Consider the following 25,420-nt stretch of genomic DNA (forward strand, 5'->3'; position numbering starts at 1 on the left):
CGCCACACGGCGATAAGGAGACAACATGGACGAACACCCTAGATGGCCCGGTAAACCGCATCCGTTAGAATAAGGACCGTCTTCTTCCTCGACTTCTCTGTTCTCTCCGTCTGCGCCGTTTACCTCCCTTAATACCTTCATTTTTTCCCGCTTTACGTCCCTTTATCCGGGATGCGCGCCCGTGCGCAGCGGACAGGCAACATTAAGAGAGCAGCATCATGACCGATATGATCACGCAAACGGGGCATCGCCGCGCCCGTAAAACATCCACGGCTACCTTTGCGATTGCCCGCGAGGCACAAAACAGCCTCGATCAAACGTTGGCTAACCTGAATACGCATCTGCACGGCTTAAGCCATGATGACGTCATTGAACGCCAGCAAACCTATGGCGAAAACCGCGTCGCCCATGAAAAAGCACCGCACGCGCTGGTGCAGTTGGCTAGCGCATTTAATAACCCGTTTATTTACGTGCTGATGGCGCTGGCCGCTATCAGCTTTTTTACCGATTACTGGCTACCGTTGCGTAGTCACGAAGAGACGTCACTCACTGGCGTTGTCATCATTCTGGTGATGGTTAGCCTGAGCGGCCTGCTGCGCTTCTGGCAAGAGTTTCGCACCAATAAGGCCGCAGAAGCGCTGAAATCCCTGGTACGGACAACGGCTACCGTACTGCGTCGCCCTCACGCCTGCGCCACCGCCGTCATGCAGGAAATCCCACTTCAGCAACTGGTTCCCGGCGATATTCTGATGCTCTCCGCCGGTGACATGGTGCCTGCGGATGTCCGATTGGTGGAATCACGCGATCTGTTCGTCAGTCAGGCAGTGCTGACCGGTGAATCGCTGCCGATAGAAAAATACGACGTATTCAGCGATATCAGCGCCAAAGGCTGCCAGCCCGCAGACAGTGACGGAGAAAGCGATCTGCTGGCGTTATCCAACATCTGCCTCATGGGAACCAATATCTCCAGCGGCACGGCAACGGCGGTTGTGGTGGCAACCGGTAGCTACACCTATTTCGGGTCACTGGCAAAATCCATCGTCGGCACCCGTACCCAAACCGCCTTCGATCGCGGCGTTAACAGCGTAAGTTGGTTGCTGATCCGCTTTATGATCGTGATGGTGCCTGTCGTACTGTTGATTAATGGCTTCACCAAAGGAGACTGGATGGAAGCCAGTCTGTTTGCGCTGGCCGTTGCGGTAGGCCTGACGCCAGAAATGCTGCCAATGATTGTCTCTTCCAATCTGGCGAAGGGCGCGATTGCCATGGCGCGGCATAAAGTGGTGGTCAAACGGCTAAACGCGATTCAGAACTTTGGTGCGATGGATGTGCTGTGCACCGATAAAACCGGTACGCTCACGCAGGATCGCATCATCCTTGAGCATCACCTCAATACGCAGGGTCAGGTCGATGGGAACGTGCTGCAACTCGCCTGGCTCAACAGCGCGCACCAGAGCGGCATGAAAAATCTGATGGATCAGGCCATCATGCATTTTGGTCGCCATAATCCGGCCATCGCCGCGCTGGGTCGCTATCGCAAAATCGATGAACTGCCGTTTGATTTTATTCGTCGTCGTCTGTCCATCATTGTTGCCGATGAGCACAACCAGCAACGCCTGATTTGCAAAGGCTCGGTAGAAGAAATGCTAGCCGTCGCGACGCATGTCAATGAGAACGGACAGCGGCATGAACTGGACGATGAGCGCCGCCACACGCTGAAAAAACTGGCTGAAAGCTACAACCAGCAAGGGTTTCGCGTGCTGATGATTGGCACCCGCGAACTGAACCCGGTCGGCAGCACGCTGCCGCTCAGCGCCGAGGATGAACGCGATCTGACCCTCTGCGGCCTGCTGACGTTCCTCGATCCACCGAAAGAAAGCGCCTCTGCCGCGATTCGTGCCCTGCATGAAAACGGCGTGACGGTGAAAGTCCTGACCGGCGACAACGCGATCATTACCAGCAAGATCTGCCGCGATGTTGGGCTGGAGCCGGGCGAAGTGCTAGAGGGGAACGAGATCGATGCGCTCAGCGATGAACAGCTCGGCGTGCTGGTAGAACAGCGCACCATTTTTGCCCGGCTGACGCCGCTACAAAAATCCCGCGTACTGAAAGCATTACAAAGTAATGACCATACGGTCGGCTTTCTGGGCGACGGCATCAACGATGCACCCGCTCTGCGCGATGCCGATATCGGAATTTCCGTCGATACCGGCACGGATATCGCCAAAGAGTCAGCCGATATCATTCTCTTAGAAAAAAACCTGATGGTGCTGGAAGCCGGTGTTATCAAAGGGCGCGAAACGTTCGGTAATATCATCAAATACCTGAACATGACCGCCAGTTCCAATTTTGGCAATGTGTTTTCGGTACTCGTCGCCAGCGCCTTTATTCCTTTCCTGCCGATGTTAGCGATCCATTTGCTGATTCAGAACCTGATGTACGACATCTCTCAGTTGTCGCTGCCGTGGGACAAAATGGATAAGGAGTTCCTGCGCAAACCGCGCAAATGGGATGCTAAAAACATCGGGCGCTTCATGCTGTGTATCGGGCCGACGTCATCGATTTTTGACATCACCACCTACGCACTGATGTGGTTCGTGTTTGCCGCCAACAGCATTGAGCATCAGGCACTGTTCCAGTCAGGCTGGTTCGTTGAAGGGTTGTTGTCACAAACGCTGGTGGTGCACATGCTGCGTACCCAGAAGATCCCGTTCATTCAAAGTACGGCGGCGCTGCCGGTGATGTTGATGACCGGACTGGTGATGGCACTCGGCATCTATTTGCCCTTCTCCCCGGTGGGGACGCTGGTCGGTTTGCAACCGCTGCCGTGGGAATATTTCCCTTGGCTGGCTGCTACGCTGATTGGCTACTGCACCGTCGCACAACTGGTTAAACGCGCCTACATCCACCGCTTCGGCCAATGGTTCTAATCCTGTCATCACATCTTCACGGCGGGTACGCGATTACCCGCCGTATCACGATACGTCTCGCCATCATTCAGATCGTAAAAATACCGTTCCAGAGGCAAAAAACAGATACCACTTTAGCTGTATAATAAGCTAAAGATCTTATTGCAAAAAAAACACATAACCCATTAAATAATAATAAATATATTTCCATCAACATGGTGGTAAAAAAAATAGGCGTGATTTTTTTAAGGGAATGATGAAATCAGTGCTAAACCATTACCCCATTACGCCGAAACTAAAATAAACCCTCGTCTACTTTTGCACACTGCACATGTCAGAAACGGACGGATTGCAGGCAATGGAGCATATCTATGAAATCCCTACACCACATATCGATCCGTAGTAAGTTCATTTTGGCCCTCCTACCGCCAATCCTTGCTCTACTGTGGTTCAGTTTTTCTGGCGTGGTGGAGCGGCGCAGCGCAGAAAATGAAATGATCCGCATGGCGAAACTGATTACTCTGGCGCACGATGCAGGCGAGTTCGCTTACCAACTCCAGCGTGAACGCGGTTTAAGTGCGGGCTATTTTGGCAGTCAGGGAAAAAATTTTGGTGCGGAACTCACGACGCAGCGGCAAGCGACCGATCGGGCACAACAGGTGCTGGAGCAAACCACCGCTAATCTGAGTCAGGACGAACTGGGTTCTGCCGTTAGCGGAGAGCTTGATAAAATTGCGCAGAAAGCACAACAACTCGGCGAACATCGCCGTAACGTCGATAATATCTCGATCCCAGTCACCCAGGCGCTCGGCTACTATTCCGATTCCGTCACCTATCTGCTGAATATTGTCGGGGATATGACCCATCTGGTCAGCGACGGCGGTATTGCCCAACGGCTGGCGGCCTATTACAACCTGCTGAACGTCAAAGAACAGGCAGGGCTTGAACGTGCCGTCCTCTCCAACACCTTCTCTGCCGATAACTTTGCCACCGGGATGTTCGAGCGTCTGAACCAGATGGTGGGTAAGGGAGAGGCGTATATCACCGCCTATAACATGTTCGCCAATGCCGAACAGCGTAAGGCTTTCGAACAAGCCCTTAACACCCCTGCTGCTCAGAGCGCGCTGCAAATGCGCAATAAGGCTATCGCTTCCCCTGGCGGTAATTTTGCGATTGATGCCAGCCAGTGGTTTAACCAACAAACGGCAAAAATCGATGAGTTGAAAAAGGTTGAACAGTTCGCCACCCACGATCTGGCCACACAGGTTAATGCGTTAGCTGCCGATGCTCGACAGTCTTGGATTAGCTATTTAGCGGGCGCACTGGTTTCTCTACTGATGGCGATCGGTCTGGCCTTAATGATTATGCGCAGCATCAACGAGCAACTTCAGCAAACGCTGACGACTATTCGCGAGATGGGCGGGGATCTTACGCGCCGTCTGCGCGTACCGGGGACCGATGAACTTTCTCAGTTGAATCAGGCATATAACGCCTCACTGGAAAACATCGCCGATATGGTAGTAAGTATTAAACGCAGTTCACAGACCATCGGGCGAGCCAGCAGCGAGATCGCCAACGGCAATCAGGATCTGGCACAGCGCACCGAAGAGCAATCCGCTTCGCTGGTGCAAACCGCCAGCAGCATGGAAGAAATAACCGTCACGGTAAAACAAACCGCCGACTTTGCCGGACAGACTCGTCAGTTGACGACAGAGGTAGACGATCAGGCTCACCGTATCGGAACGATCACCCAATCGGCCAGCAGTGCGATGGAAAGAATTCAGGATACCAGCCAGCGCGTGAATGCGGTGGTTGCCGCCATTGATGCCATTGCCTTTCAAACCAACCTGCTGGCGCTGAACGCCGCGGTTGAAGCTGCGCGGGCAGGACAGCATGGCCGAGGGTTCTCCGTTGTTGCGGCGGAAGTTCGTCAACTTTCGCAGCGTAGTGCTGACGAAGCAGGAAAAATCCGCGCACTCATCGCCGATAGCATTGCCAGCGTCAGTGAAGGGACGAAGCTAGTTAACCAATCAAACCGGGAGATTAACAACATTGTCACTGGCACACGTAAAGTGCGCGATCTGGTGAATGAAATCGCGGTCGCCGCTGATGAACAGTCTCTGGGCATCGCGCAAATTAACGAAGCGCTCAGCCAATTGGATATGGTCACACAGCAGAATGCGACACTGGTTTCGCAGGCTTCCGTTGCCAGCCAATTACTGGATGAACAGGCAATTGAAATGGAATCGTTGGTCAGCCGCTTCAAGGTTGACGACAGCGCACCACTGCAACCTTTACCACATGCGCTGTTATCAAGGTAGCGCAGACGATACCGTTCGAGAAGCGCAGACGCCCCCCTAATAGCCGGTTTGCTCTTTTAACATGGTGATACTCACTCCCTCATCGAGGGCGTGAGCTATTTATCTCTCGCTAAACACCGCTGGCGGCGTTCATCGACACGTTGGGCAAACCATGCCGTAGTGAGCTTACGGGTGATCTTCGGACTTTCCAGCGTAATTCCCGGCAGAATAGCGCGCGGCGCTTTCGAGCCCGATTTATCCGCCAGCGCAAAGACACGCTCATACAGGCTGGTGTCTTCAAAATCGCGACTATTGCCTTTCTCCAACGCACGACGAATCGCGCTCTCGCTCATATCTAACCGCTTCTCCAACGCACGCACCGCCAGTTCCGTGGCGCTGGCTTTATCCGAACTGTAGTTGATTAAATCCCCATCCAGCGCCAGCTTAACCCCCGTCAGGCGGCTGACAGCTCGCTGAAACGCCGCATTCCGACTGGCATACCAGCCTGCGTTGAAATCTGCGAACCGATAAATGGACTGCGGATAATTCGCCGGATAGCCCAGCAGGTGCTTGATGCCAAAATACATTCCGCCCCGGCGGCTAAATACTTCCTGCCGAAGGGTGCCATCCACGGTATATGGATAGCCCTTTGCGTTAGCTTCAGCAAACGCAATGCTCACCTGCATCGGCCCACCGGTATGTACCGGGTTCAGGCGACCAAACAGTTGCTGCCCCATCGGAACCATGTCAATGAAATCATCAAAGATCGCGCTGAGTTCTTTTTCCGTGCGTACCTTATCGAGCCGCTCGCTATAGCTTTTTCCGTTGGGGGATTTGATGAGTAGCGCGGTGCGCACCAGAAACACCGGTACATGAATTTTCTCCGCGCGGCGGTTGATCTCCTGCCAGGCAATTTTTGACAAATTCGGCACCTGCGGATCGGCATTGAACGTCGATTCCTGCTCGGTCACCGCTAGCACCGAACACAGGTTTTCATTACTGGGAGCGAGCCCCTGCGCCGTAAACGCCGTGGCAATATCGGTCGCCCACCCCTGACGATCTTTCACGTTGTCCGGCAAGAGTTTGAGTAGCTGAGCACGAACATCCGCAGGCCGTGATCCCGGTGTCGTCGCCGTTTTACTAGCACAACCCACCAGCACCAGCAGAGCCAGCGCGCACAGGGGACGGAACAAGGGAGGATAAAAACGGAGCATAGTTTCTCGGCATCATGATAAGAAGGCTGTCAGAACGTTAACGCAGCCCGTATCAATTATCCAGCTAAGGTGAGTACATGCATTTTACGCACTGTCCTGGCATAGTTAGCGTTATCACTAACCGAATGCGCTAACGAACGGACAACACACGCATGGCTGCTACCAACCATTGGACACGGGATCAATTGCTGATCGCCTTCACCCTTTACAGTCAGTTGCCGTTTGGCAGATTGCATTCGCGTAACCCCGACATCATTCGCTACGCAGCGCTGATTAACCGCACACCTTCTGCGCTGGCGATGAAGTTGGTTAACCTCGCCAGCCTCGATCCGTTCATTATCGATTCTGGTCGCACTGGCCTGCGTGGGGCCTCCAATGCCGACCGCGCGCTATGGCAGGAGATGGACAACAACCCTGAGTTATTTGAACAGTTGTGCCAGAAAGCGATGGTATCGCTCGAAACCGGAGCGACAGAAGCGCCATCACTGTTCCAAGCCAGCGAGAGCGACATCCCGAATTACCGCGGCGGCGAGCGCCTCGCACAGGTGAAAACACGCATTGGTCAGCAGCTATTTCGCAAACGCGTGCTCAGTAACTATGGCGAACGTTGCTGTGTTACCGGGCTGGAAGAGTCTACGTTGCTGGTCGCCAGTCATATTCGCCCGTGGAAAACAGCAATAGAACACCGCCTCGATCCCAGCAACGGCCTCTGCCTGTCCAGCCTGCACGACAAAGCCTTTGATATGGGGCTGATCAGCTTCAACGACTCGCTGGAGATGCTACTGTCTCCACGCATCAAAAAGCTGAAAAGCACCATCAGCGACGTCAACTTCGCCCAGTACGAAGGCAAGCAAATCCACCTGCCAGACGCCTACCCACCCGATCTGTCACAGATGGCATACCACCGTGAGCATATTTTTTTGGGACAGGGGTAACATCATCACTGCAAAAACAGAGCGATATACGGACTTTTGCGCGAGATAACGTGTGGGCTTTTATCTAACAAGTCCCGCAAACGCGCCTGTTGCCGTGTATTCGGTAAGATGCCCGAATGGTTGAATCGCTGTATCCAATACGTCAAGCTAGCCTGCGTTAGCGCAGCATTTTCTGCTTGCTCGTTATCCAATAGGAAAATCAGCCAGTCCCATTTATTCAACTTGTGCGCTAAAAAGTAGTACACCTCAACGTGTTCTCTAGAAGATGCCTCTTCCAGACAGCGCTGGAGTTCAGGCAGCGACAAAGAAATTTTCTGCTGATCAAACAGCTTCCACGCAACCTTCGCAATAGCAAACGAGGAATGTCGCAGAGCAGCAAACAGTTGTTCACGAGCATCGTCACCGGTACGCAGAATAAGAATACGCAAAGCGCTGTGATAAAGACTGGGGTAGCGCTCATCCAGATAGCGTTCCGCCAGCGCCACAATGCCGTCGTAGCGATGCTCATCGAGTCCCCACAGCGTGATTTTACACATTGTGACCGTCGTCGCTCGATCCAGTGCCGCAAGATAATGGGTGACCGGATCGTCGTTTTGCTCACGCAGTAGCCCTGAGGCACGCTGGCGCACTAATGCATTCTTATCAAACAGTAAAGCAATCAGCAGAGGAGTGGGAACGGGGAACGCGCTGCCCATCACGTACTGCAATGCCGCCTGCTTGATCGGTGCGAACGTATCTTTCAACAGAATCGCCATCACGTCATGATCGACATCCTGATCCGCGCTTAGCAAATACTGCGCCGCGTTTGATCTTACTAACGGATCGCGATGCAACATCGCCTGCACAAAGATCTGTTTCAGTGGGAGCAGATCACGATCAACCAGAATACTCAGAGATAATCGAGCGACGGTTTTGTCTTCCGAAGACAGTCCTGCCAGTAGCGACGGGATGTGTGCCTTCTCAGCCAGAAAACTGACGATTTCATCCACCAGCGGCTGGTGATTTTCCCTCTGACATTCCAGCAGCCAGAAAATATCAGGCAAATTGGCGACAAAATGCGCGGTATTATCCGACGTTAACAGCAACCGCACGCTCTGTTTGGCCGCACGGCGTACTGGTTCAGCCCAATCGTTCACCCGTTCAATCAGTGCTGGCAAGGCAGATACCTCATCCATGAAGCCCAGACACAGCACCGCACGCTGCCGAATATGCCCGTTATAGTGGCGCGTAAGCGCTATCAGGCGTGACGCCGAGTCTAGCAAGCCAGCCTGCGCGGGCTGATAATAGTTGTCCGGCAAAGTCACGAGCTTTTCCAACTGTTGCAGCAGTAAATCGTAAGATGCCATATTCCCTGTCCTCTTTCTCTGGCAGCAGGAACACTGCCAATTACGCCATCACCGTCCGGTACAGCAGCGCATTCAACATCGTGTCATCAACGGTCTTACTGTCTGGTAACGCAACGGAGCTATCCGCTTCGTTCAGCATCTGCGTGATGAACGCGTGGATCACTTCCCGACGCGGGCCATATTCCGCCTCACCCGACCGTTGCTTTATCTCCAACAGTTGATGAATGTCAGCCAGCAGGCGCGGATCGTCTACCGTTCCTGCAAGCAACTGCGAAAAACGCATCGGCGGCATCCCTTTACCCGCCTCTATCCAGCGCACCGCCAGCAGCGGGCGCAGGACGTAGAAATACTTTTTGAGGCGTACCGTCTCGTCTTGCAGATAACCGCGAAAGTTTTTACGCGCCATCGACAAATAGTGCCAGCGTGCCTTGGACGGCGAGAACCATGCAGGCACCGCTGCCCGCAGTTCGGACGTAGTGTCCCGATCTTCCTGATAGACTACAGGCGAATCCAGCCATTCGATCAGCGTCGGGTTAGCCCGCTTAAGCAGGCCGAGTGCTTTGCGCCACTCCCAGCCGCAGACGTCCAGTTCATCGTCGATAGGCAGCTCGATCACATCGCGCTGCGGCTCCACGCGCAAGTACCATTCAGGCCGGTGCACGTAGAGAAAGCGCACGTCGTAGTCGCTATCTGGGGATGAAAATCCCCAGCCACGGCTGCCCGATTCACAGGCATAAAGCACCTTCACCTGATAACGTTCTTCCACGTCCTGTAAGACTAATTTTATCCGCGTCCGCATGGCAGCATCAACGCGATAATCCTTTTCCATCATGATCTTATCCTTTTACACACACCACCTGACGCAGCGTATGCACGATTTCCACCAGCGATGACTGTGCCGCCATCACCTTATCGATATCTTTGTACGCCATCGGGATTTCGTCGATAACGTTGCTATCTTTTCTGCACTCAACGTGCGCGGTCGCACGGATTTGATCTTCCACGGTAAAACGTTTTTTCGCCGCAGTACGACTCATGGTTCTCCCCGCACCGTGGCTACAGGAACAGAAACTGTCTTCGTTCCCCAATCCGCGCACGATGAAGCTCTTCGCCCCCATCGATCCCGGAATGATCCCCATTTGACCTTTCTGCGCCGATACCGCCCCTTTACGGGTGATCAGCACCGATTCACCAAAGTGCGTTTCGCGCTGCACGTAGTTATGGTGGCAGTTCACACCTTCCTGCTGGGTGGTAAACGGCTTCGTCACAATACGGGACAGCGCTGCCAGCGTATGCGACATCATCACTTCACGGTTATGACGAGCAAAATCCTGCGCCCACTCGACCGCTTCCATGTAATCCTCAAAGTGCAGGCTTCCTTCCTCGAAATACGCCAGATTACGGTCCGGCAGATTTGCAATGTGCTGCTGCATATCTTCCTGCGCCAGCTTGATGAACAGCGATCCAATCGCGTTTCCTACACCACGCGATCCGCTGTGCAACATCACCCACACGCGATCCACCTCATCCAGACAGATTTCGATAAAGTGGTTACCCGTCCCTAACGTTCCCAAGTGCTGGTAGTTGTTCGTTTTCAGCAACTGCGGATATTTATCCGTCAAACGTTTAAAACGTGGTTCCAGCAGTGACCAATGCGAATCCACCGTTTGCGGTGGATTCTGCCAGGAACCGACGTCGCGCTTGGAACGCGTAACGCTACGTCCGTGCGGCACCGCCTGTTCAATCGCGCTACGTAGCCCCAGCAGGTTATCCGGCAAGTCACTGGCAACCAGTGATGTTCGCACCGCGATCATTCCACAGCCGATATCTACGCCGACCGCAGCGGGAATAATCGCGCCACGCGTGGGGATCACACTACCGATCGTCGATCCTTTTCCCAGATGCACATCCGGCATCACCGCCAGATGTTTAAAAATGAACGGCATTTTGGCCGTGTTCAACAGTTGATCGCGGGCTTCCGGTTCCACAGGTACACCCTGTGTCCACATTTTTACCGGTGCGCTATTCACTGGCGACATCATGTCGTAATCCTGCGTTTTCATCTCTTCCATTTTTTCTTCTCTTTGTTTGTCATTGTTCACCTGAGATATAGCGAAAGACGTGCCAGATTTCTGAAAAAGACAAAATAAAAACATAAATAATTGATAAATAATGATTAAAAAATAAAACACACAAACTAGCGACGGCACAAAAAAACAGGTAACTTTATCCTATAGGATAATAATTTATAACAAGGTATAACATGAAACGTCGCGTCGTCATTGGTGTGCTGGGCACCACGCTGGATAGACGGGGTAAACGGGAGAATCGCTGGACGAAATGGCGGCCTACTGTCGGCCTGTGTCAGCAGCCGGATTTTCCGGTCGATCGTCTGGAACTGCTGCATCAATCGCGCAACGAGGGAATGGCACAGCAGGTGGCAGAGGATGTTGCCGTGGTGTCACCCGCCACGCAGGTCACGCTTCAGACTGTTGAGTTAAACGATCCCTGGAATCTGGAAGAGGTCTACAGCGCCTTTCTGGACTTTGCGAGCCACTACCCGTTCGATACTGAGAACGAAGAGTATTTCGTCCACATCACCACCGGCACCCACGTCGTGCAGATTTGCTGGTTCCTGCTAACCGAAGCCCGCTATCTGCCCGCCAAGCTGCTGCAAACCGCACCGGGGGAGAAAGCGGATCGCCCTGCACCACAGGGTATCTACGCCGTCATCGATCTGGATCTCAGCCGCTACGCCACCCTCACTAGCCGTTTCCAACACGAACAGCAGCGCTCCGTCTCATTCCTGAAATCCGGCATCGAAACACGCAATAGCACATTCAATACGTTGATCGACCAGATTGAACGCGTCGCGCTGCGATCCACCGCGCCGATGCTCTTGACTGGGCCGACGGGCGCGGGGAAATCCTTTCTGGCGCAACGCATCTACCAGCTACGCCAGTCTCGCCATCTGGTTAGCGGGCGGTTTGTTGCGGTTAACTGTGCCACGCTGCGCGGTGACAATGCGATGTCAACGCTGTTCGGCCATGTGAAAGGCGCATTTACTGGCGCATTGCAGGCAAGAAGCGGGCTGCTGCGTGAAGCGGACGGCGGCATGCTGTTTCTGGATGAAATCGCCGAACTGGGGCTGGATGAACAGGCCATGCTGCTCAAGGCCATTGAGGAAAAACGCTTTTTCCCGTTTGGCTCAGATAAAGAAGTCAGCAGCGATTTTCAGTTAATTGCTGGCACGCACCGCAACCTGCGCGAGTGGATCGCACAGGGCAAATTTCGTGAAGATCTCTATGCGCGTATTAATATGTGGACCTTCCCCTTGCCGGGACTGTCGGAGCGGCGGGAAGACATCGAACCCAACATTGAATACGAGCTCCAGCGCTTCACACGCGATCATCAAACACAGATTCGCTTCGATAAAGAGGCACGACAGCGCTACCTCGCCTTTGCCTGCTCACCGCAGGCAGCGTGGCATGGCAACTTCCGCGAACTCGGCTCTTCTATCGCCCGCATGGCGACACTGGCGGAACAAGGCCGCATCACCGTTGCTCTGGTAGAAGAAGAAATTACTCGCCTGCAAGCCAGTTGGCGGAGTGATGCGCCAGCAACCGCGCTACCGCCCGAACTCGCCAACATCGACCTGTTTGAACAGCGCCAGCTTGAAACCGCGCTCGACGTCTGCCGCACCGCCAATTCGCTCTCCGAAGCCGGTCGCCTGCTGTTCGCCGTCTCACGCCAGCAAAAACAAAAGCCCAACGACGCCGACCGTCTGCGTAAGTATCTGGCACGTTTTGGGCTGAGCTGGGAGGGGTTGAAACGGGTATAAATTCATCATAAATTTATACCTTATGTGTAGGCTACGATATAATTGTTCTGTTCCCATCAGGCAACGGCAAGATGAAAGTATTCGCTATCACCACATAGCAGGTGTCTACAGATTATAGCCATACTTGCTATAAGCGATTGTTTTAATTAAGGTAGATGATATGAAAACCACAATGTCTCAGAAGTCGGCCCGTGAAGGCCTTGGCAACCCTGAACTGTTCCAGGGCGGTGTTTACGTAACGAAGAACGGCTCCGCAGAGCTCTTCGTGCAAACGGCGGCAGAACGGGAAGCAGAACTGCTTGAAAGAGAAAGAGAAAGGCAATCTAACGCGCTTTTAAAACTGGTGATGACAGCCAAAAAAGAAATTAAGGACGGTCATGGCATGTCCGCCGAGGAAGCCCTGCAAAAACTACGTGAAGCACGGACGTAAAACAAGGAGCCAACTTGGCGAGTTCATATACCCTTAAAGTCGCCCCTGCGGCTGTCTGGTCTTTGCAGGATGCTGAGTCTTATAAATCTCACTATATTGGCATTGCACAGGCCGCTACGTGGTCTGAATCGTTGTTCTTATCATCCATACAGGCCATTTCTCAAGATCCTGCCCGCTACAGGCACAACGCGATATTATCCGATAAGGGAATCGCGCTCCGTGAGCGTCTCTCGATAGAAGATGATTTTCGCTGTTTATATGATGTTGATGAAGAGCATCGCATCATAGAGATCCTGCTTTTTGTCAGCATGAAACAGGACCTTGAGAAAATGCTCTATCGCTATCATGTGTTGAGCTGATTAATTCCGAATCAGTAAACAGGACACTTTCTATCCAGTAAATTTGACGAAATATCTAAAATATTAGATATTTTATTTACTGAGATAAGGAGGTAAGCATTATGGCGCTAAAATTCTACGAAAGCCCGTTTCATGTAACGCATGACGCTGAGATTGCCAGCAAGATGGCAATGAAAATGGATTTATCAATCATGATCACTAATTTAATCAAAGAGAAAGGCTGGACACAAAGAGAGGCAGCGGAAAAACTGGGTATCAGCCAGTCGCGCGTTTCAGAACTGAAAAATGCCAAGATCGAGCTTTTCACTATTGACGCCATGTTCGACATGCTGGATGCACTCGGTTTCCGCGCGAAGATGTCGATGCCAAGCCTACATCAGGCATCCATCGCTATAACTGAAATCGAATCAGCAGGCTAACGTTTTTTACAGCGTTCAGTCTCCCTGACATCAGCCATAAGCGCTTTTAGCCGTTGTTCGGCCACCTCCTTAGCTTTACGATCAACGCTTTTAATGCCCCCCCTCCCCTGTTCATCAATAATGCGTGTAAGATTCCTCGTGCCCACAAGCAACCCTAGCTAGCCTCATTTTAGGGGAAACACAGGGGGAGGTTCCCGCAGGGAGGCCTCACCCCTGTGGTCGCCCCGTGTATCGCGGTTTGCCAGCGGAGGCTTTCATTTCTGTTTCTGCGAACTTCATTCCAAAACGCACTGTAATTCCACTGTAAATCTATCCACCCTATTTCACGTTTTTCGCCGTTGGAATAGAGTCTCTGTGCTGCGGCAAAATCCGCAACCGGGCTTGGAACCCCGAACCTCTCAAGACTGAAAAACGCTTTGTTTTTTCAGGGGCTGCGTGCACACTCTTTATGGTGACGCAGGCAGGGCAACCGCAAGGTTGACCGGTCTTCTTGAGAGCCGGGGTTCCAATCCTGTCTGTGTCACCCCCCAAGTTTGGAACCTTGTGTGGTGGCGGACTTAATTATCTCAAGGAAAAAATGACCATGACGGACACTCACGCCACACTCGATGACAGCACCATTACTATTTTCCGCGATCTGATCGCCAGCCTGCCTTTCGCGCAGTTAGATGACGTTCAGCTCTGCGACCTCGGCGCGATTGCCGCCGAATCGGTTGAAGGCCTGTGCCACGGCCTGCATTACCTCGGCGACACGCTACAAAACGACGTGGAACTGCCGCAAGAAAGCCTCAACCAGCTCGGCGCGTGCCTCAACGCCACCGCACACCTGATTCCGGCACTGCTGGAAATGTGTGAACAGGCGGAACGCCACGTGCGCACGGTAACGGCAGTGAGTGACGTGCCTCTTACGACACAATAAAAACAATACTTTATGCATTACAGGTGGAGCGTTCCCTTACTCCTCCTTTGCAAGGTGGCACTTATACTCTTATATAAGTGCCGCAATTTATGACGGGTTTACCGTTATCCGGCGTAAAAAATTATGCAGCAGTGGGCATGAGCACCGAGTGAGCGGCATGGATGCCGCGAAAGCCAGTGCCGCGTCGGACAAAAACGTCAGAGACGTTTTTGAACAGCACTCGTGCTGACCCGAAGGGCGAGCCCCATTTATGAGGCGAGTAAACGCGTCACTGGCGGCTCGACTAGTGCTCATGAACACCGATGGCACCGCAAAGCGGCATAATTTCCGCCAAAAGCCTGGGGTCTCGGGGCGAGCGGCGTTTGAGCCGTCCCGAGTCGGGCGCGTGCTACGAGATAGCATAAAAATATCGATGTTATAGCGCACGAAACCGTCTCTCAGTTTGCATAAAAAATATGACTAAGAGGCAGCCCCTGAAGACGGGGAGGAAATAGCTGAATCACTCTTACAGGCAGCGTTCAAGCTCTCTTCATGCTTCATCTTCAGATCCGCTAAAGCTAGAAATAAGAAAAAATTAATCAGTGATGCAACCTGTATTTTTTCTGAAGTTAGCCGACTATTCTGACATCAGTTAGCGAGGTCGTAGTCAGCGAGATGAGATAGACTAACGCTTCATATTTCGACGACATTCACCTTGCAGCGTAGGCAAACTCACATGGTTAAACGCACAGTGTCCGCCAATAAATCGATCGATATGTACGCCGTCTATGTTTTTGTGACGATGGCGGAAGCAGGAAGCATGACGGCAGCCGCTGCGCGGTTAGGCCTGACGCCCTCTGCCATTTCGCAAACGATTCGGTTATTGGAAGAAGATTTCGGCGTCAAATTGGTTAACCGGGCTCGTCGCCCCTTTGTCCTGACACCCTACGGCATTGCGTTGAAAAACCGGGGAGAAATCCTGACGGAGGAGATTGCAAACCTCAAGGCACAGGTACTGGAAGCGGGAAAAGGCATCAAACCCGACTTACGTATCGGCCTGGTGGATTCATTTGCCATCACCTGTGGTTCGGTGTTTACCAAGAGTTTGATGAAGAGTTCGTCACAGTTGCTGATTCGTACTGGGCTCAGCCCACAGCAGGGTGAAGCGCTCATGCGCCGCGAGCTGGATCTGATCGTCACCAGCGACCCGTTGATCGACAGCGATAGCGTGGTGCGCCATCAACTGTTTTCCGAAGGCTATTTTATTATCACGCCACCGGATTACCGCAAGCGCATCAAAACGGTTGAGGATATCCGCGAGCTTTCCGCTGCACTGCCGCTGGTGCGCTTTAACCGGAACTCGCAGATTGGGATGCAGATTGAGCGCTACCTGCGCCGCATCGATATCCGCGTACCGAACATGCTCGAATTTGATAATGCAGATACCTTAACATCGATGGTGGCAGCAGGCATCGGTTGGGCGGTGACCACCCCGCTTAGCTTCCTGCAATCCGTTGCACATTCCCGCGAGGTGCTCACGCATATGCCGGAACAGCTAAATATCAAGCGTTCGCTTTATATTGTTGGCCACCGTGATGAATACAGTGCGTTCTTTGAAGAAGCGTGCGATGTCACGCATGACATTATCAAAACCGTATTTATTCCAAAATTGAAAACGCTAAACCGCGGAATAGAAAAGCTGGTTGAGATTACCCCAGATAATTCGGAATAACAGTTAGGTATAACTATTCATGATTGGGAGACGGAACCAAAATGGAGGAATATATCCACCAATAGCCATTTAACGATGCTTATTCAACGTTCGTCTCCCCGAGAACTCTTTTTTAGCCATGATTTTATCAAAATCGTGATGGGTTTTTGTTACCTGAAAACAAGACGGCAAGAATAAAAACCCATAAAAATCAAAATTTTAATATTGAAAACGATGCTATGTACATCGAACAAAAAAAAGGAAGAAGACCCATGTCAACCAATATCCGTATTGAAGAAGACCTGTTAGGTACCCGTGAAGTTCCTGCTGATGCCTATTATGGTATCCATACACTGCGTGCGATTGAGAATTTTTATATCAGTAATAGCACCATCAGCGATATTCCAGAATTTGTCCGCGCGATGGTGATGGTAAAAAAAGCGGCCGCGCTGGCGAATAAAGAACTGCAAACCATTCCGCGTAAAATTGCCGACACTATTTTGCAAGCCTGTGATGAAGTGCTGAATAACGGCAAGTGTCTGGATCAGTTCCCTGTCGATGTGTATCAGGGCGGTGCGGGTACGTCAGTCAACATGAATACCAACGAAGTGCTGGCGAATATCGGTCTGGAACTGATGGGACATCAGAAAGGTGAATACCAGTACCTGAACCCGAATGACCACCTGAACAAATGCCAATCCACCAACGATGCGTACCCGACGGGTTTCCGTATCGCGGTGTACACCTCCATCCTGAAACTGGTTGAAGCGATTACCCAGTTGAGCGATGGCTTTGAGCGCAAAGCGAAAGAATTCGAAAACATCCTGAAAATGGGCCGTACCCAGTTGCAGGACGCCGTGCCGATGACGCTCGGTCAGGAATTCCACGCGTTCAACGTACTGCTGAAAGAAGAAAACCGTAACCTGCTGCGTACCGCCGAGCTGCTGCTGGAAGTGAACCTGGGTGCCACCGCTATCGGTACGCGCCTGAATACGCCGGATGAATACCAGAAATTGGCTGTTCAGCATCTGGCAAAAGTCAGCGGCCTGCCTTGCGTACCGGCTGAAGACCTGATCGAAGCGACCTCCGACTGCGGTGCTTACGTTATGATGCACAGCGCCCTGAAACGCGTAGCAGTTAAAATGTCGAAGATCTGTAACGACCTGCGCCTGCTGTCTTCCGGTCCGCGTACTGGCCTGAACGAAATCAACCTGCCGGAATTGCAGGCGGGCTCGTCCATCATGCCAGCCAAAGTTAACCCGGTTGTCCCAGAAGTCGTGAATCAAGTGTGCTTCAAAGTGATCGGCAACGATACCTGCGTCACCATGGCGGCAGAAGCAGGCCAGTTGCAGTTGAACGTGATGGAACCTGTTATCGGACAAGCGATGTTCGAGTCCATCCAGATTCTGTCTAGCGCTTGCTACAACCTGCTGGAAAAATGCGTCAACGGCATCACTGCCAACAAAGACGTGTGTGAAGCTTACGTCTTCAACTCTATCGGTATCGTGACCTACCTGAACCCGTTCATCGGCCACCACAACGGCGATATCGTTGGGAAAATCTGTGCCGAAACCGGCAAGAGCGTGCGTGAAGTGGTGCTGGAGCGCGGCCTGCTGACCGAAGAACAACTGGACGACATTTTCTCTATCCAGAACCTGATGCACCCAGCTTACAAAGCCAAACGCTACACCGACGAAAACGAAGCCGTTTAATTTTCATTTTCTGTCACTATTTTCGATCGCTGTTACGCAGGCCCGGAGGAAACTTCGGGCTTTTTCTTATTCATTATTTACAGTATGACGATATTATTTTTATCCGCCGAGTGCTGACGTAGCAGATATACCGTGACTCATCCTACGCTGCCACCCCCGAGAAATCATACGGAACACATCCAGATAGCTCAGCAACAAAATGGGGATATTTTCGGCATTACGATGACGTGATCGTATACCCTTTGGGTCACCCTATCACCGTGGAGCATTCTCATGGGTAAGGCCAAGGAAAAACTACAGCTTATCCAATACTCAGTCTCGCTTTTGCTTCGTTCTTCGCCGACGTTGTCCTGCCTTTTTCTGATACTAATTACGCTACAGGGACTCTTGCCTACGCTGAGCGTGATGACAAGCATACATCTTGGGAACATTATCAGCAGTGCAGACCATAGCGGGCTCACAACCGTTGCCATACTATGGGCGCTGACCTTCGTTATCCCAGGGGTTTTGGCCCCAGTTATCAGTACGCTACAAAGCATTCTGAATTCTAAAGCCACGTTCCTGACGCAAAGAAAAATAATGGAGGCCGCCTGCCGGATTGACGACCTGATGCTGATTGAATCGCCAGATCTTCATGACGATCTGGAGGTCTTATCCCGAGAAGCAGCACACCGCCCCCTTAATCTACTGGTCAATTTGATCGATATTTTCAGGGGAACTCTGACGCTGCTCAGTTTGTCTCTGGTCCTGGCATCGGTGGTATGGTGGCTACCGCTGGCGTTTCTGCTCCCGCTGGTTCCCGTGACGTTTGCAGTAGCGTATTCGCAGATAGATATCTTCAAAGCAATGCTTGGGAAAGGGATGCCAGCAAGAAGGATAAAGTATTTTCTCTCCGTACTGCTGGATGTGAAGCTTGCGAAAGAAATCCGGCTGTTCAACCTCTCCGGTTTTTTCCTCGATAAACACCGACAGTCTTTCAACGAACTTGAAGATGAGCTCAATCAGGTACGAAGAAAACAACTGATGCGTCCCCAGCCCTGGAACCTGCTTTATCTGCTGTGCTCACTGGGCGTCATGTTCTGGTTTGTCAATTACCTTTCTACCGGGAAAATCTCCGTGGGTGGGCTGCTGGGAACGATCCAGTCCATCTCCTTCTTTGGCCTGTCCTGCCAGTGGATGGTGTATTCATTTGCCAACGTGGGTGTCTGCTTCGGTTTTTTCGCCCGGCTGAAAGCATTGGAAACCGTGGCAGCAGCGCCTCAGGCTCCCCCTGAGGAGCCGTGGCCAGCTCCGCTACATGAGATCCGGTTTGAGGACGTCTCATTTGCCTATCAGGATGATAATTTCGTGTTGAAGAACATCAACCTGACGCTTCGCGCTGGTGACCATCTTGCGATCGTGGGGGAAAACGGTGCAGGTAAAAGCACGCTAATAAAGCTGCTTTGCAGGCTCTATCATCCAACATCAGGGCGCATAACCTGCAATGGTACAGATATCGCCAGAATAGATATTTATCAGTGGCGCCGCCAACTCAGCGCCATATTCCAGGATTTTGGTCACTACAATCTAAATATAAAAGAAAACGTGACGTTCACCCATCTCTCCACTCTGGAAACAGAGCGTGGCTTTCTGGATGCCTGTGCAAAAGCCCAGTTTGCTCTGGGCAATGGTATCGCGCCAGATACCCTTATCGGCAAGGAATATGCCGGTACAGAACTGTCGGGGGGGCAATGGCAGCGTCTGGCCCTCGCCCGCGCGCTGTATACTCCCGGCGAACTCATTATTCTGGATGAGCCAACAAGCGCCATGGACCCCCGCGTTGAGGCAGAAATATTTCGTCAGTTCTCTACCCTTGTTCACGGAAAAACCGCTGTCATGGTCACCCATCGGCTCGGTGTGGTGAAGCATGCCAGCTACCTTATTGTTCTCAAACAGGGAGAAATTGTCGAACGAGGCACACCTGCAGATTTAGAGCAGGCGCGTGGAGAATATTACTCACTGCTGAAGTTGCAGCGGGAACAATATCAGTACGGGGAAGATAAAGAGGGTGACGTGGCCGGATAAAACCCGTGAACTTGTGCACATAAGCAATTCCACAGGTCAATAAACCATCAAATTCTTTAGCAGGAAAACGTCTGATGATTTGAAAACTCACGTCCCACTCATGATGATGTGCAACTCCCTCGTCACGCCACGACTTATCCCGCACCGTTTCTCTCCCCTAAAAATAAATTTTCCGATTCAATCTCTTATATTATTTGAATAATTTGGGATTTAGACCAAAACTAAATCATCTCCGAAAAATAATAGCGGTAGCGCGGTTTGTTTACCTCAGCGTTAGCCCTGTTTTTTTATCCTATACCCTAAATAATTCGAGTTTCAGGACAAAACGTTAACGTTTTGAACAACGCAAAACGTTGGCCCTTTAGGGCGAGGCTCATTTATGGGACTCGTAACGTGGCAAGAAAAGGAATCCCGATGAGCTTACTCAGGTAAATGATTCGGGTGAGTGAACGCAGCCAACACAGATGTAACTTGAAGTATGACGGGTATACACAGGCATCACTTTTTCAGCGGACCTATTTTTATCAACTTGGCTGTAATTAGGTAAAAGGATGATTTCACCTAAATGGCTCGAATAACACACGGTAAAACTCGGCTTCTGGCCTATTTCCCCGTAGCACTACTGCTATGCTGGTCGTCCACGGCTTTCGGACAAGCTATCTCATTTAGTCAGGCCTGGGTTCGTCTTCTGCAAAGCGATGACAGCATTGCCGCCGAACATGCAGGAGTCGATCGCGCTCAGTCCTTACAAGAATCCGCCAAAGGCCTCTATTGGCCACAGGTCAACGTAGGTGCCAGCTATACGCGCCTTGATAAGCCTGTCGAACTGGATGCGCGTGACCTTAATCCACTGGCAAATCATCGGGACATCTTCGCCGCACTAAACCAGCTTGTTAACATCAGCGGCAATCCCTTCGTCACCCGCTTCACAGAACAAAACGTGGTCACCAGTTCCGTTCAGGTCGTCTGGCCGTTATTCACTGGAGGCCGGATTGATGCCGCGCAGTCGATCCGTGCCGCACAGGTCAACGAGGCAGAACAGATGCTGATTGTCCGCACGCTGGCGCAGTTTGAGGCACTGGCACAGACCTACTACGGCGTGGTGATGGCACATCAGGTAATGAAGACGCGTCAGGATATAGAGAAAGGCATGGCGCAGCATTATGACCACGCTCGCAAGTTAGAAGCTCAGGGACAAATAGCCAGAGTCGAAGTACTGTCCGCACAATCCGCTTATGACATGGCGCGTATAGAAACACAAAAAGCACGGCGAAGTATGGAAACCACGGAAATGGTGTTCGCCAAACTCATCAAGACAGAAGGCGCAACGCCCTCCTCTTCGCTGTTCGTCAACAAAACGCTTCCCGAACTGCCGGCGTTGGTGAAACAAACGCTCAATACGCACCCCGGCTTAAAGGTGCTCTCCGCCAAGCGCGATCAGGCCAAGGATCTCATCCGTATTGAGCGCGCCAAATACGCTCCTGACGTATTTCTATTCGGCAACTATCAACTCTATGAGCAGGACACGCTGGCAGCCAGAACGACGCCAGATTGGATGGTAGGCGTCGGCGTATCCGTCCCGCTCATCAGCCGTGAAGGCCGTTCTGATAATATCGCCGCCGCGAAAAGCGCAGAAATGCAGGTTAACCATCTGGAAGCAGATATGCGGCAAAACCTTGAGATCGCGGTCGAAAGCACGTGGCGAGAAGCCAGGTTAGCGTTGGAAGAGTTCAATTCCCTGTCTTCGACGGAAAAACTGGCAGAAGAGAACGTTCAATTACGCAACAAGGCGTTTATGCAAGGCATGTCTACTTCGCTGGACGTTGTAGATGCGTTGAATCAGTTGGCCGGAGCCAAAACACAGCGCGCCTCCGCAGCCTATCGTTACGTGGTTTCCATCGCTAGGCTGATGGCTATTTCCAGCCAGATAAACCGTTTCTCTGACTACCAGACCCAATACGCTATACAGGTGATGCCATGACACAACCGCACTCCTCTTCGCGTTCGAAGCGCAAATGGATCCTTCAGGCTATCTTGGTGATTGTGGTGATCTGGATAGCGTATCGCTTCTGGCTTGCCTACCAGCCCGAACCAATACGGTTACAGGGGCAAATCGAAGCGCAGCAGTATTCGGTGTCTTCCAAAGTACCAGGCCGCATTGCTGATGTACGAGTAGAAAAAGGCCAGCAGCTTGACGTCGGCGATCTCGTCTTCACGCTCCTGACCCCGGAACTCGATGCCAAGCTGGAACAGGCGAAAGCGGGTGAAGCCGCGGCTGGCGCAGTGGCGCTGGAGGCCAAAAAAGGCGCACGTGAGCAGCAGATCGCCGCTGCAAAAGATCAGTGGCAAAAAGCCAAGGCCGGTTCCGAGCTAAGCCATAAAACCTATCTGCGTGTGCAAAATCTCTATCAGGAAGGTGTACTGCCGCTGCAAAAACGGGATGAAGCCAAAGCCTCGTGGGATGCCGCACGCTATACCGAAGGGATGGCCTGGCAGGAATACCAAATGGCGTTAGAAGGCACCCGTAAAGAAACCCAGGTTGCCGCAGAGGAAAAAGCCCGTATGGCTGCTGGTTCCGTCGCAGAAGTGGAAGCCTATCTGGCAGAAGCGCGCGTCGTCAGCCCGCACACGGGTGAAGTCAGCAATGTGCTACTGCGCAGCGGCGAAATTGCACCACAGGGTTTTCCCGTGGTTACGCTACTGGACATGAGTGACATCTGGATACAGTTGGCGGTACGCGAAGATCTGCTTGAGCACTTTGCGATGGGCACCGAGTTTGAGGCACGTATCCCAGCCCTCAATAACCAGACATTCCGGTTTAAGGTGTCTTACGTTTCCGTTATGGGGGATTTTGCCACATGGCGGGCGACGGACACCCGACAAGGGTTTGATATGCGGACGTTTGAGGTAGAAGCCCGGCCGATTCAACTGATTAACGGGCTGCGCGTTGGCATGAGCGCACTGGTAGAAATGTGATGATTCGCGAATGGAGGGCGCTGTGGCGTGACCGCTGGGGGATGGCTTTAGCGCTCTGGCTGCCGCTTTTCACGATGCTGATAGTCTGGTGGACGCTATCCGGCGCTATTGTCCGCGAACTTCCCATCGGCCTGATTGATCTGGACAACAGCACGATGTCACGCCAGTTCGCCAGAGAGTTGCATGCCTCATCATCCTTCGACCTGAACCATCAATTTTCATCGATAGCAGAAGGCTCGACCTCGTTGCGTGGCGGCGAGATCTATGCGCTAGTGGTTATCCCCCGCCACTTTGAGCGTGATATTCGTCTAAAAACATTACCGACGATTACTGCCTGGAATAATGGGCAGTTCGTCCTGATTGCCAAAGTCATCAACAGTTCATTGGCGCTGGTAGCGGGAACATTCAACGGACAGATTGCCGTGGTGCAGGCATTATCTCAGGGAGCAGCCGTTCCCGAAGCCAAAGGGTTGGCAGTGCCGATTGGCGGGCAGATTACCGCACTGTTCAACCAGAACGCCAACTACGCCCAGTTTTTGCTGAACGCGATTATCCCCTCGATCTGGTCGGTGCTGCTCGCGCTATACGGCCTGAATACGCTGGCTCGAGAGGATCGGCACGGGGCACGTTGGGTGCCAGAGAACCCTGCTACCGCTATCGGTTCTAAATTCCTGACACACTGGCTAATTGGCTGGGCATGGGGCGGCATCTGGAGCTATGGGCTGTATAGCCTACTTGATTACCCGCTCAACGGTTCAGCACTGCTGCTATTTGCCTCGATCGGCGTGGTCGCCGGTGCCTGCGTCGCACTGGGCATGGCCTTTTACGCGCTGATTCGTGATCCGGCACGCGCCGTCTCCATTGTCGGGGCGTTAATGGCCCCCGGCCTGGCGTTTATGGGCATCACCTTTCCCGCTGCGGCGATGGAGACCTTCGCCACATTCTGGCGACAGTTACTGCCCGTCGCGCACTATGGCGATATCGCGATTGCCATCACCAGCTACGGTGCCGGAATCATGCAGATCACGCCCGCATTGGCTGCGCTCGCCTGCTTTTGGTTACTGCTCCCGCTCACCCTTTGGTGCTACCGACTCAGTGACAAGGAGACAGCATGCTAACCCTCGCCACTCTCATTCGGTTTGAGCTGCGCAGCTTACTGCGCGATCCGACCATTTTGCTCACCCTGTTCGGCGGCATCCTGCTCTATTCCTTTATCTATCCGCGTCCTTACCTCGCCCAAACGCCGCGCGAACTTCCAGTAGTGCTGGTCGATGAAGATGGAACCCAGCTCTCACGCCGCCTCGCCTTTATGGCTGACGCCACGCCGGAAATACGACTGGTGGCGCAGCGCAATACGCTGGAGGAAGCAAAAACGCAGCTTCTGCAAGGCGAAGCGAAGGGGATTCTCTACATTCCACGCCACTTCTATCGCGACATCATGCAGGGGAAAAGCGTTACGGTAAGCTATTCAGCCGATGCCAGCTACTTCCTGATCTACGGCGCGATCGCGCAGTCTCTCGCGACAGTCGGCGGTACTGTTGGCGCACAAGTTAAAGTCGCCCGGCTGCTGGCTCAGGGGGAAGGCATGCCCGCCGCCAGTTCACAATGGCAAGCCACTTCACTGAATGCCGTACCGGTATTTAACCCAACCATGGGCTATGTCGATTACGTAGTTCCAGGTGTCTTCATGTTGATATTGCACCAGATTTTGCTGATGGGGTGCGGCCTGCTCGGTGCCGGACAAAATCAGCGCACGCGCTCCGGCGGCGTTCGCTACTGGCAATATGCCGCGCCGTGGCGTTTACTGCTGGCACGTACCGCAGTCATTGGCGGTGCCTACCTGCTCTCGCTTCTCTACATGCTCGGTTTTTGCCTTGATGCCTATGGTATTGCACGTGAGGCTAGCATGAGCCAACTGCTGCTGTTTACGCTGCCTTTTCTACTCTCAACGCTGTGGCTCGGCGTGGTGCTGGGCGCCGCTTTTACGCGTAAAGATCTCCCTAGTCAGGCGGTGCTGCTGTCTTCCATTCCGATTGTCTTTCTTGCTGGCTTCATCTGGCCCGTAGAAATGATCCCAGCACCGCTGAACTGGTTGGCTCAGTGGATCCCTGCTGTTTTCACGATTCAGGGAATATTGCGTCTTAATCAGATGGGGGCGGATTTCACCCAGATCGGCGCATTTTGGTGGCACCTGTGGATGCTGGCGGGGATATACGGCCTGCTGGCGTGGGGTATGCTCGGGTATCGGCAACGGCAACACCGTCGAGAAAATCGGGCCGCACGTCAATAACGGGAATACTGTCCCG

19 protein-coding genes are annotated in these 25,420 nt (G+C 52.6%); 15 read left to right on the top strand and 4 right to left on the bottom strand.

The features are described 5' to 3' along the window. Positions 1–218: 218 nt before the first annotated feature. Together mgtA and A8F97_RS15935 are read left to right on the top strand one after the other, a co-directional pair. Complete coding sequence (gene mgtA, locus A8F97_RS15930; RefSeq protein WP_033070806.1) at positions 219–2,930, top strand: magnesium-translocating P-type ATPase; 2,712 nt, start codon at positions 219–221, stop codon at positions 2,928–2,930. Positions 2,931–3,280: 350 nt separating this feature from the next. Next, positions 3,281–5,230 (top strand): methyl-accepting chemotaxis protein, encoded by a 1,950-nt coding sequence (locus A8F97_RS15935; RefSeq protein ID WP_012822268.1) that lies wholly within the window; start codon positions 3,281–3,283, stop codon positions 5,228–5,230. Between the two features lie 95 nt (positions 5,231–5,325). Here A8F97_RS15935 and A8F97_RS15940 read toward each other — a convergent pair whose 3' ends face one another. Then, complete coding sequence (locus A8F97_RS15940; RefSeq protein WP_033070805.1) at positions 5,326–6,423, bottom strand: DUF1615 domain-containing protein; 1,098 nt, start codon at positions 6,421–6,423, stop codon at positions 5,326–5,328. Positions 6,424–6,575: 152 nt separating this feature from the next. Between A8F97_RS15940 and A8F97_RS15945 the strand changes: the two genes are divergently transcribed. After that, positions 6,576–7,358, top strand: a complete 783-nt coding sequence (locus A8F97_RS15945; protein ID WP_033070804.1) for an HNH endonuclease — start codon at positions 6,576–6,578, stop codon at positions 7,356–7,358. Between the two features lie 5 nt (positions 7,359–7,363). Here the strand turns inward: A8F97_RS15945 and A8F97_RS15950 are convergent, their stop codons facing one another. Genes A8F97_RS15950 through A8F97_RS15960 form a run of 3 tightly spaced genes read right to left on the bottom strand, consistent with a single transcriptional unit; the run spans position 7,364 to position 10,776 of the window. Then, positions 7,364–8,704: a HEAT repeat domain-containing protein gene (locus A8F97_RS15950; RefSeq protein WP_033070803.1), complete on the bottom strand. Its 1,341-nt coding sequence runs from the start codon at positions 8,702–8,704 to the stop codon at positions 7,364–7,366. A 40-nt stretch (positions 8,705–8,744) separates the two neighbouring features. Next, positions 8,745–9,536, bottom strand: a complete 792-nt coding sequence (locus A8F97_RS15955; RefSeq protein ID WP_012822264.1) for a nucleotidyltransferase domain-containing protein — start codon at positions 9,534–9,536, stop codon at positions 8,745–8,747. Between the two features lie 4 nt (positions 9,537–9,540). Then, the gene (locus A8F97_RS15960) at positions 9,541–10,776 is read right to left on the bottom strand and encodes an RtcB family protein (RefSeq protein ID WP_012822263.1); all 1,236 of its coding nucleotides are present in this window, start codon (positions 10,774–10,776) and stop codon (positions 9,541–9,543) included. Positions 10,777–10,967: 191 nt separating this feature from the next. Here A8F97_RS15960 and rtcR point away from each other — a divergent pair, with 191 nt between their 5' ends. From rtcR to A8F97_RS16020, 12 genes are all read left to right on the top strand, one after another. Further along, on the top strand, positions 10,968–12,545 hold the full coding sequence (gene rtcR / locus A8F97_RS15965; RefSeq protein WP_033070802.1) for an RNA repair transcriptional activator RtcR: 1,578 nt from the start codon (positions 10,968–10,970) through the stop codon (positions 12,543–12,545). A gap of 160 nt (positions 12,546–12,705) precedes the next feature. Continuing rightward, positions 12,706–12,975 carry a hypothetical protein gene (locus A8F97_RS15970; RefSeq protein WP_012822261.1) on the top strand — a complete coding sequence of 90 codons (270 nt, stop codon included), beginning with the start codon at positions 12,706–12,708 and terminating at the stop codon, positions 12,973–12,975. Between the two features lie 14 nt (positions 12,976–12,989). Next, positions 12,990–13,334, top strand: coding sequence for a hypothetical protein (locus A8F97_RS15975; protein WP_014698642.1), 345 nt, complete (start codon positions 12,990–12,992; stop codon positions 13,332–13,334). Positions 13,335–13,435: 101 nt separating this feature from the next. After that, positions 13,436–13,753, top strand: a complete 318-nt coding sequence (locus A8F97_RS15980) for a helix-turn-helix domain-containing protein (RefSeq protein ID WP_012822259.1) — start codon at positions 13,436–13,438, stop codon at positions 13,751–13,753. A gap of 583 nt (positions 13,754–14,336) precedes the next feature. Then, positions 14,337–14,672: a hypothetical protein gene (locus tag A8F97_RS15985; RefSeq protein WP_012822258.1), complete on the top strand. Its 336-nt coding sequence runs from the start codon at positions 14,337–14,339 to the stop codon at positions 14,670–14,672. 715 nt (positions 14,673–15,387) lie between these two features. Further along, positions 15,388–16,383 (top strand): LysR family transcriptional regulator, encoded by a 996-nt coding sequence (locus A8F97_RS15990; RefSeq protein WP_012822257.1) that lies wholly within the window; start codon positions 15,388–15,390, stop codon positions 16,381–16,383. Positions 16,384–16,634: 251 nt separating this feature from the next. After that, positions 16,635–18,074, top strand: a complete 1,440-nt coding sequence (aspA, locus tag A8F97_RS15995) for an aspartate ammonia-lyase (protein WP_005971181.1) — start codon at positions 16,635–16,637, stop codon at positions 18,072–18,074. A gap of 273 nt (positions 18,075–18,347) precedes the next feature. Continuing rightward, the gene (locus A8F97_RS16000) at positions 18,348–20,138 is read left to right on the top strand and encodes an ABC transporter ATP-binding protein (protein ID WP_033070801.1); all 1,791 of its coding nucleotides are present in this window, start codon (positions 18,348–18,350) and stop codon (positions 20,136–20,138) included. Positions 20,139–20,703: 565 nt separating this feature from the next. Continuing rightward, a complete protein-coding gene (locus A8F97_RS16005; protein WP_033070800.1) occupies positions 20,704–22,119 on the top strand; it encodes a TolC family protein in 1,416 nt (471 codons plus the stop codon). Continuing rightward, on the top strand, positions 22,116–23,114 hold the full coding sequence (locus A8F97_RS16010; RefSeq protein WP_033070799.1) for an HlyD family secretion protein: 999 nt from the start codon (positions 22,116–22,118) through the stop codon (positions 23,112–23,114). The genes A8F97_RS16005 and A8F97_RS16010 overlap by 4 nt, the downstream gene beginning before the upstream one ends. After that, the gene (locus tag A8F97_RS16015; RefSeq protein WP_014698637.1) at positions 23,114–24,232 is read left to right on the top strand and encodes an ABC transporter permease; all 1,119 of its coding nucleotides are present in this window, start codon (positions 23,114–23,116) and stop codon (positions 24,230–24,232) included. Before A8F97_RS16010 ends, A8F97_RS16015 begins: the two co-directional genes overlap by 1 nt. Continuing rightward, positions 24,226–25,404 carry an ABC transporter permease gene (locus tag A8F97_RS16020; RefSeq protein WP_033070798.1) on the top strand — a complete coding sequence of 393 codons (1,179 nt, stop codon included), beginning with the start codon at positions 24,226–24,228 and terminating at the stop codon, positions 25,402–25,404. The genes A8F97_RS16015 and A8F97_RS16020 overlap by 7 nt, the downstream gene beginning before the upstream one ends. Positions 25,405–25,420 lie beyond the last annotated feature (16 nt).

Origin of the sequence: Pectobacterium parmentieri, from assembly GCF_001742145.1 — a bacterium.
In the GTDB taxonomy this organism is placed as follows: Bacteria; Pseudomonadota; Gammaproteobacteria; order Enterobacterales; family Enterobacteriaceae; genus Pectobacterium; species Pectobacterium parmentieri.

Excerpts from the sequence above, each read along its gene's own strand:
- mgtA (WP_033070806.1), top strand. The coding sequence starts at position 219 with ATGACCGATATGATCACGCAAACGGGGCATCGCCGCGCCCGTAAAACA.
- A8F97_RS15935 (WP_012822268.1), top strand. The coding sequence starts at position 3,281 with ATGAAATCCCTACACCACATATCGATCCGTAGTAAGTTCATTTTGGCC.
- A8F97_RS15940 (WP_033070805.1), bottom strand. The coding sequence starts at position 6,423 with ATGCTCCGTTTTTATCCTCCCTTGTTCCGTCCCCTGTGCGCGCTGGCT.
- A8F97_RS15945 (WP_033070804.1), top strand. The coding sequence starts at position 6,576 with ATGGCTGCTACCAACCATTGGACACGGGATCAATTGCTGATCGCCTTC.
- A8F97_RS15950 (WP_033070803.1), bottom strand. The coding sequence starts at position 8,704 with ATGGCATCTTACGATTTACTGCTGCAACAGTTGGAAAAGCTCGTGACT.
- A8F97_RS15955 (WP_012822264.1), bottom strand. The coding sequence starts at position 9,536 with ATGATGGAAAAGGATTATCGCGTTGATGCTGCCATGCGGACGCGGATA.
- A8F97_RS15960 (WP_012822263.1), bottom strand. The coding sequence starts at position 10,776 with ATGGAAGAGATGAAAACGCAGGATTACGACATGATGTCGCCAGTGAAT.
- rtcR (WP_033070802.1), top strand. The coding sequence starts at position 10,968 with ATGAAACGTCGCGTCGTCATTGGTGTGCTGGGCACCACGCTGGATAGA.
- A8F97_RS15970 (WP_012822261.1), top strand. The coding sequence starts at position 12,706 with ATGAAAACCACAATGTCTCAGAAGTCGGCCCGTGAAGGCCTTGGCAAC.
- A8F97_RS15980 (WP_012822259.1), top strand. The coding sequence starts at position 13,436 with ATGGCGCTAAAATTCTACGAAAGCCCGTTTCATGTAACGCATGACGCT.
- A8F97_RS15985 (WP_012822258.1), top strand. The coding sequence starts at position 14,337 with ATGACGGACACTCACGCCACACTCGATGACAGCACCATTACTATTTTC.
- A8F97_RS15990 (WP_012822257.1), top strand. The coding sequence starts at position 15,388 with ATGGTTAAACGCACAGTGTCCGCCAATAAATCGATCGATATGTACGCC.
- aspA (WP_005971181.1), top strand. The coding sequence starts at position 16,635 with ATGTCAACCAATATCCGTATTGAAGAAGACCTGTTAGGTACCCGTGAA.
- A8F97_RS16000 (WP_033070801.1), top strand. The coding sequence starts at position 18,348 with ATGGGTAAGGCCAAGGAAAAACTACAGCTTATCCAATACTCAGTCTCG.
- A8F97_RS16005 (WP_033070800.1), top strand. The coding sequence starts at position 20,704 with ATGGCTCGAATAACACACGGTAAAACTCGGCTTCTGGCCTATTTCCCC.
- A8F97_RS16010 (WP_033070799.1), top strand. The coding sequence starts at position 22,116 with ATGACACAACCGCACTCCTCTTCGCGTTCGAAGCGCAAATGGATCCTT.
- A8F97_RS16015 (WP_014698637.1), top strand. The coding sequence starts at position 23,114 with ATGATTCGCGAATGGAGGGCGCTGTGGCGTGACCGCTGGGGGATGGCT.
- A8F97_RS16020 (WP_033070798.1), top strand. The coding sequence starts at position 24,226 with ATGCTAACCCTCGCCACTCTCATTCGGTTTGAGCTGCGCAGCTTACTG.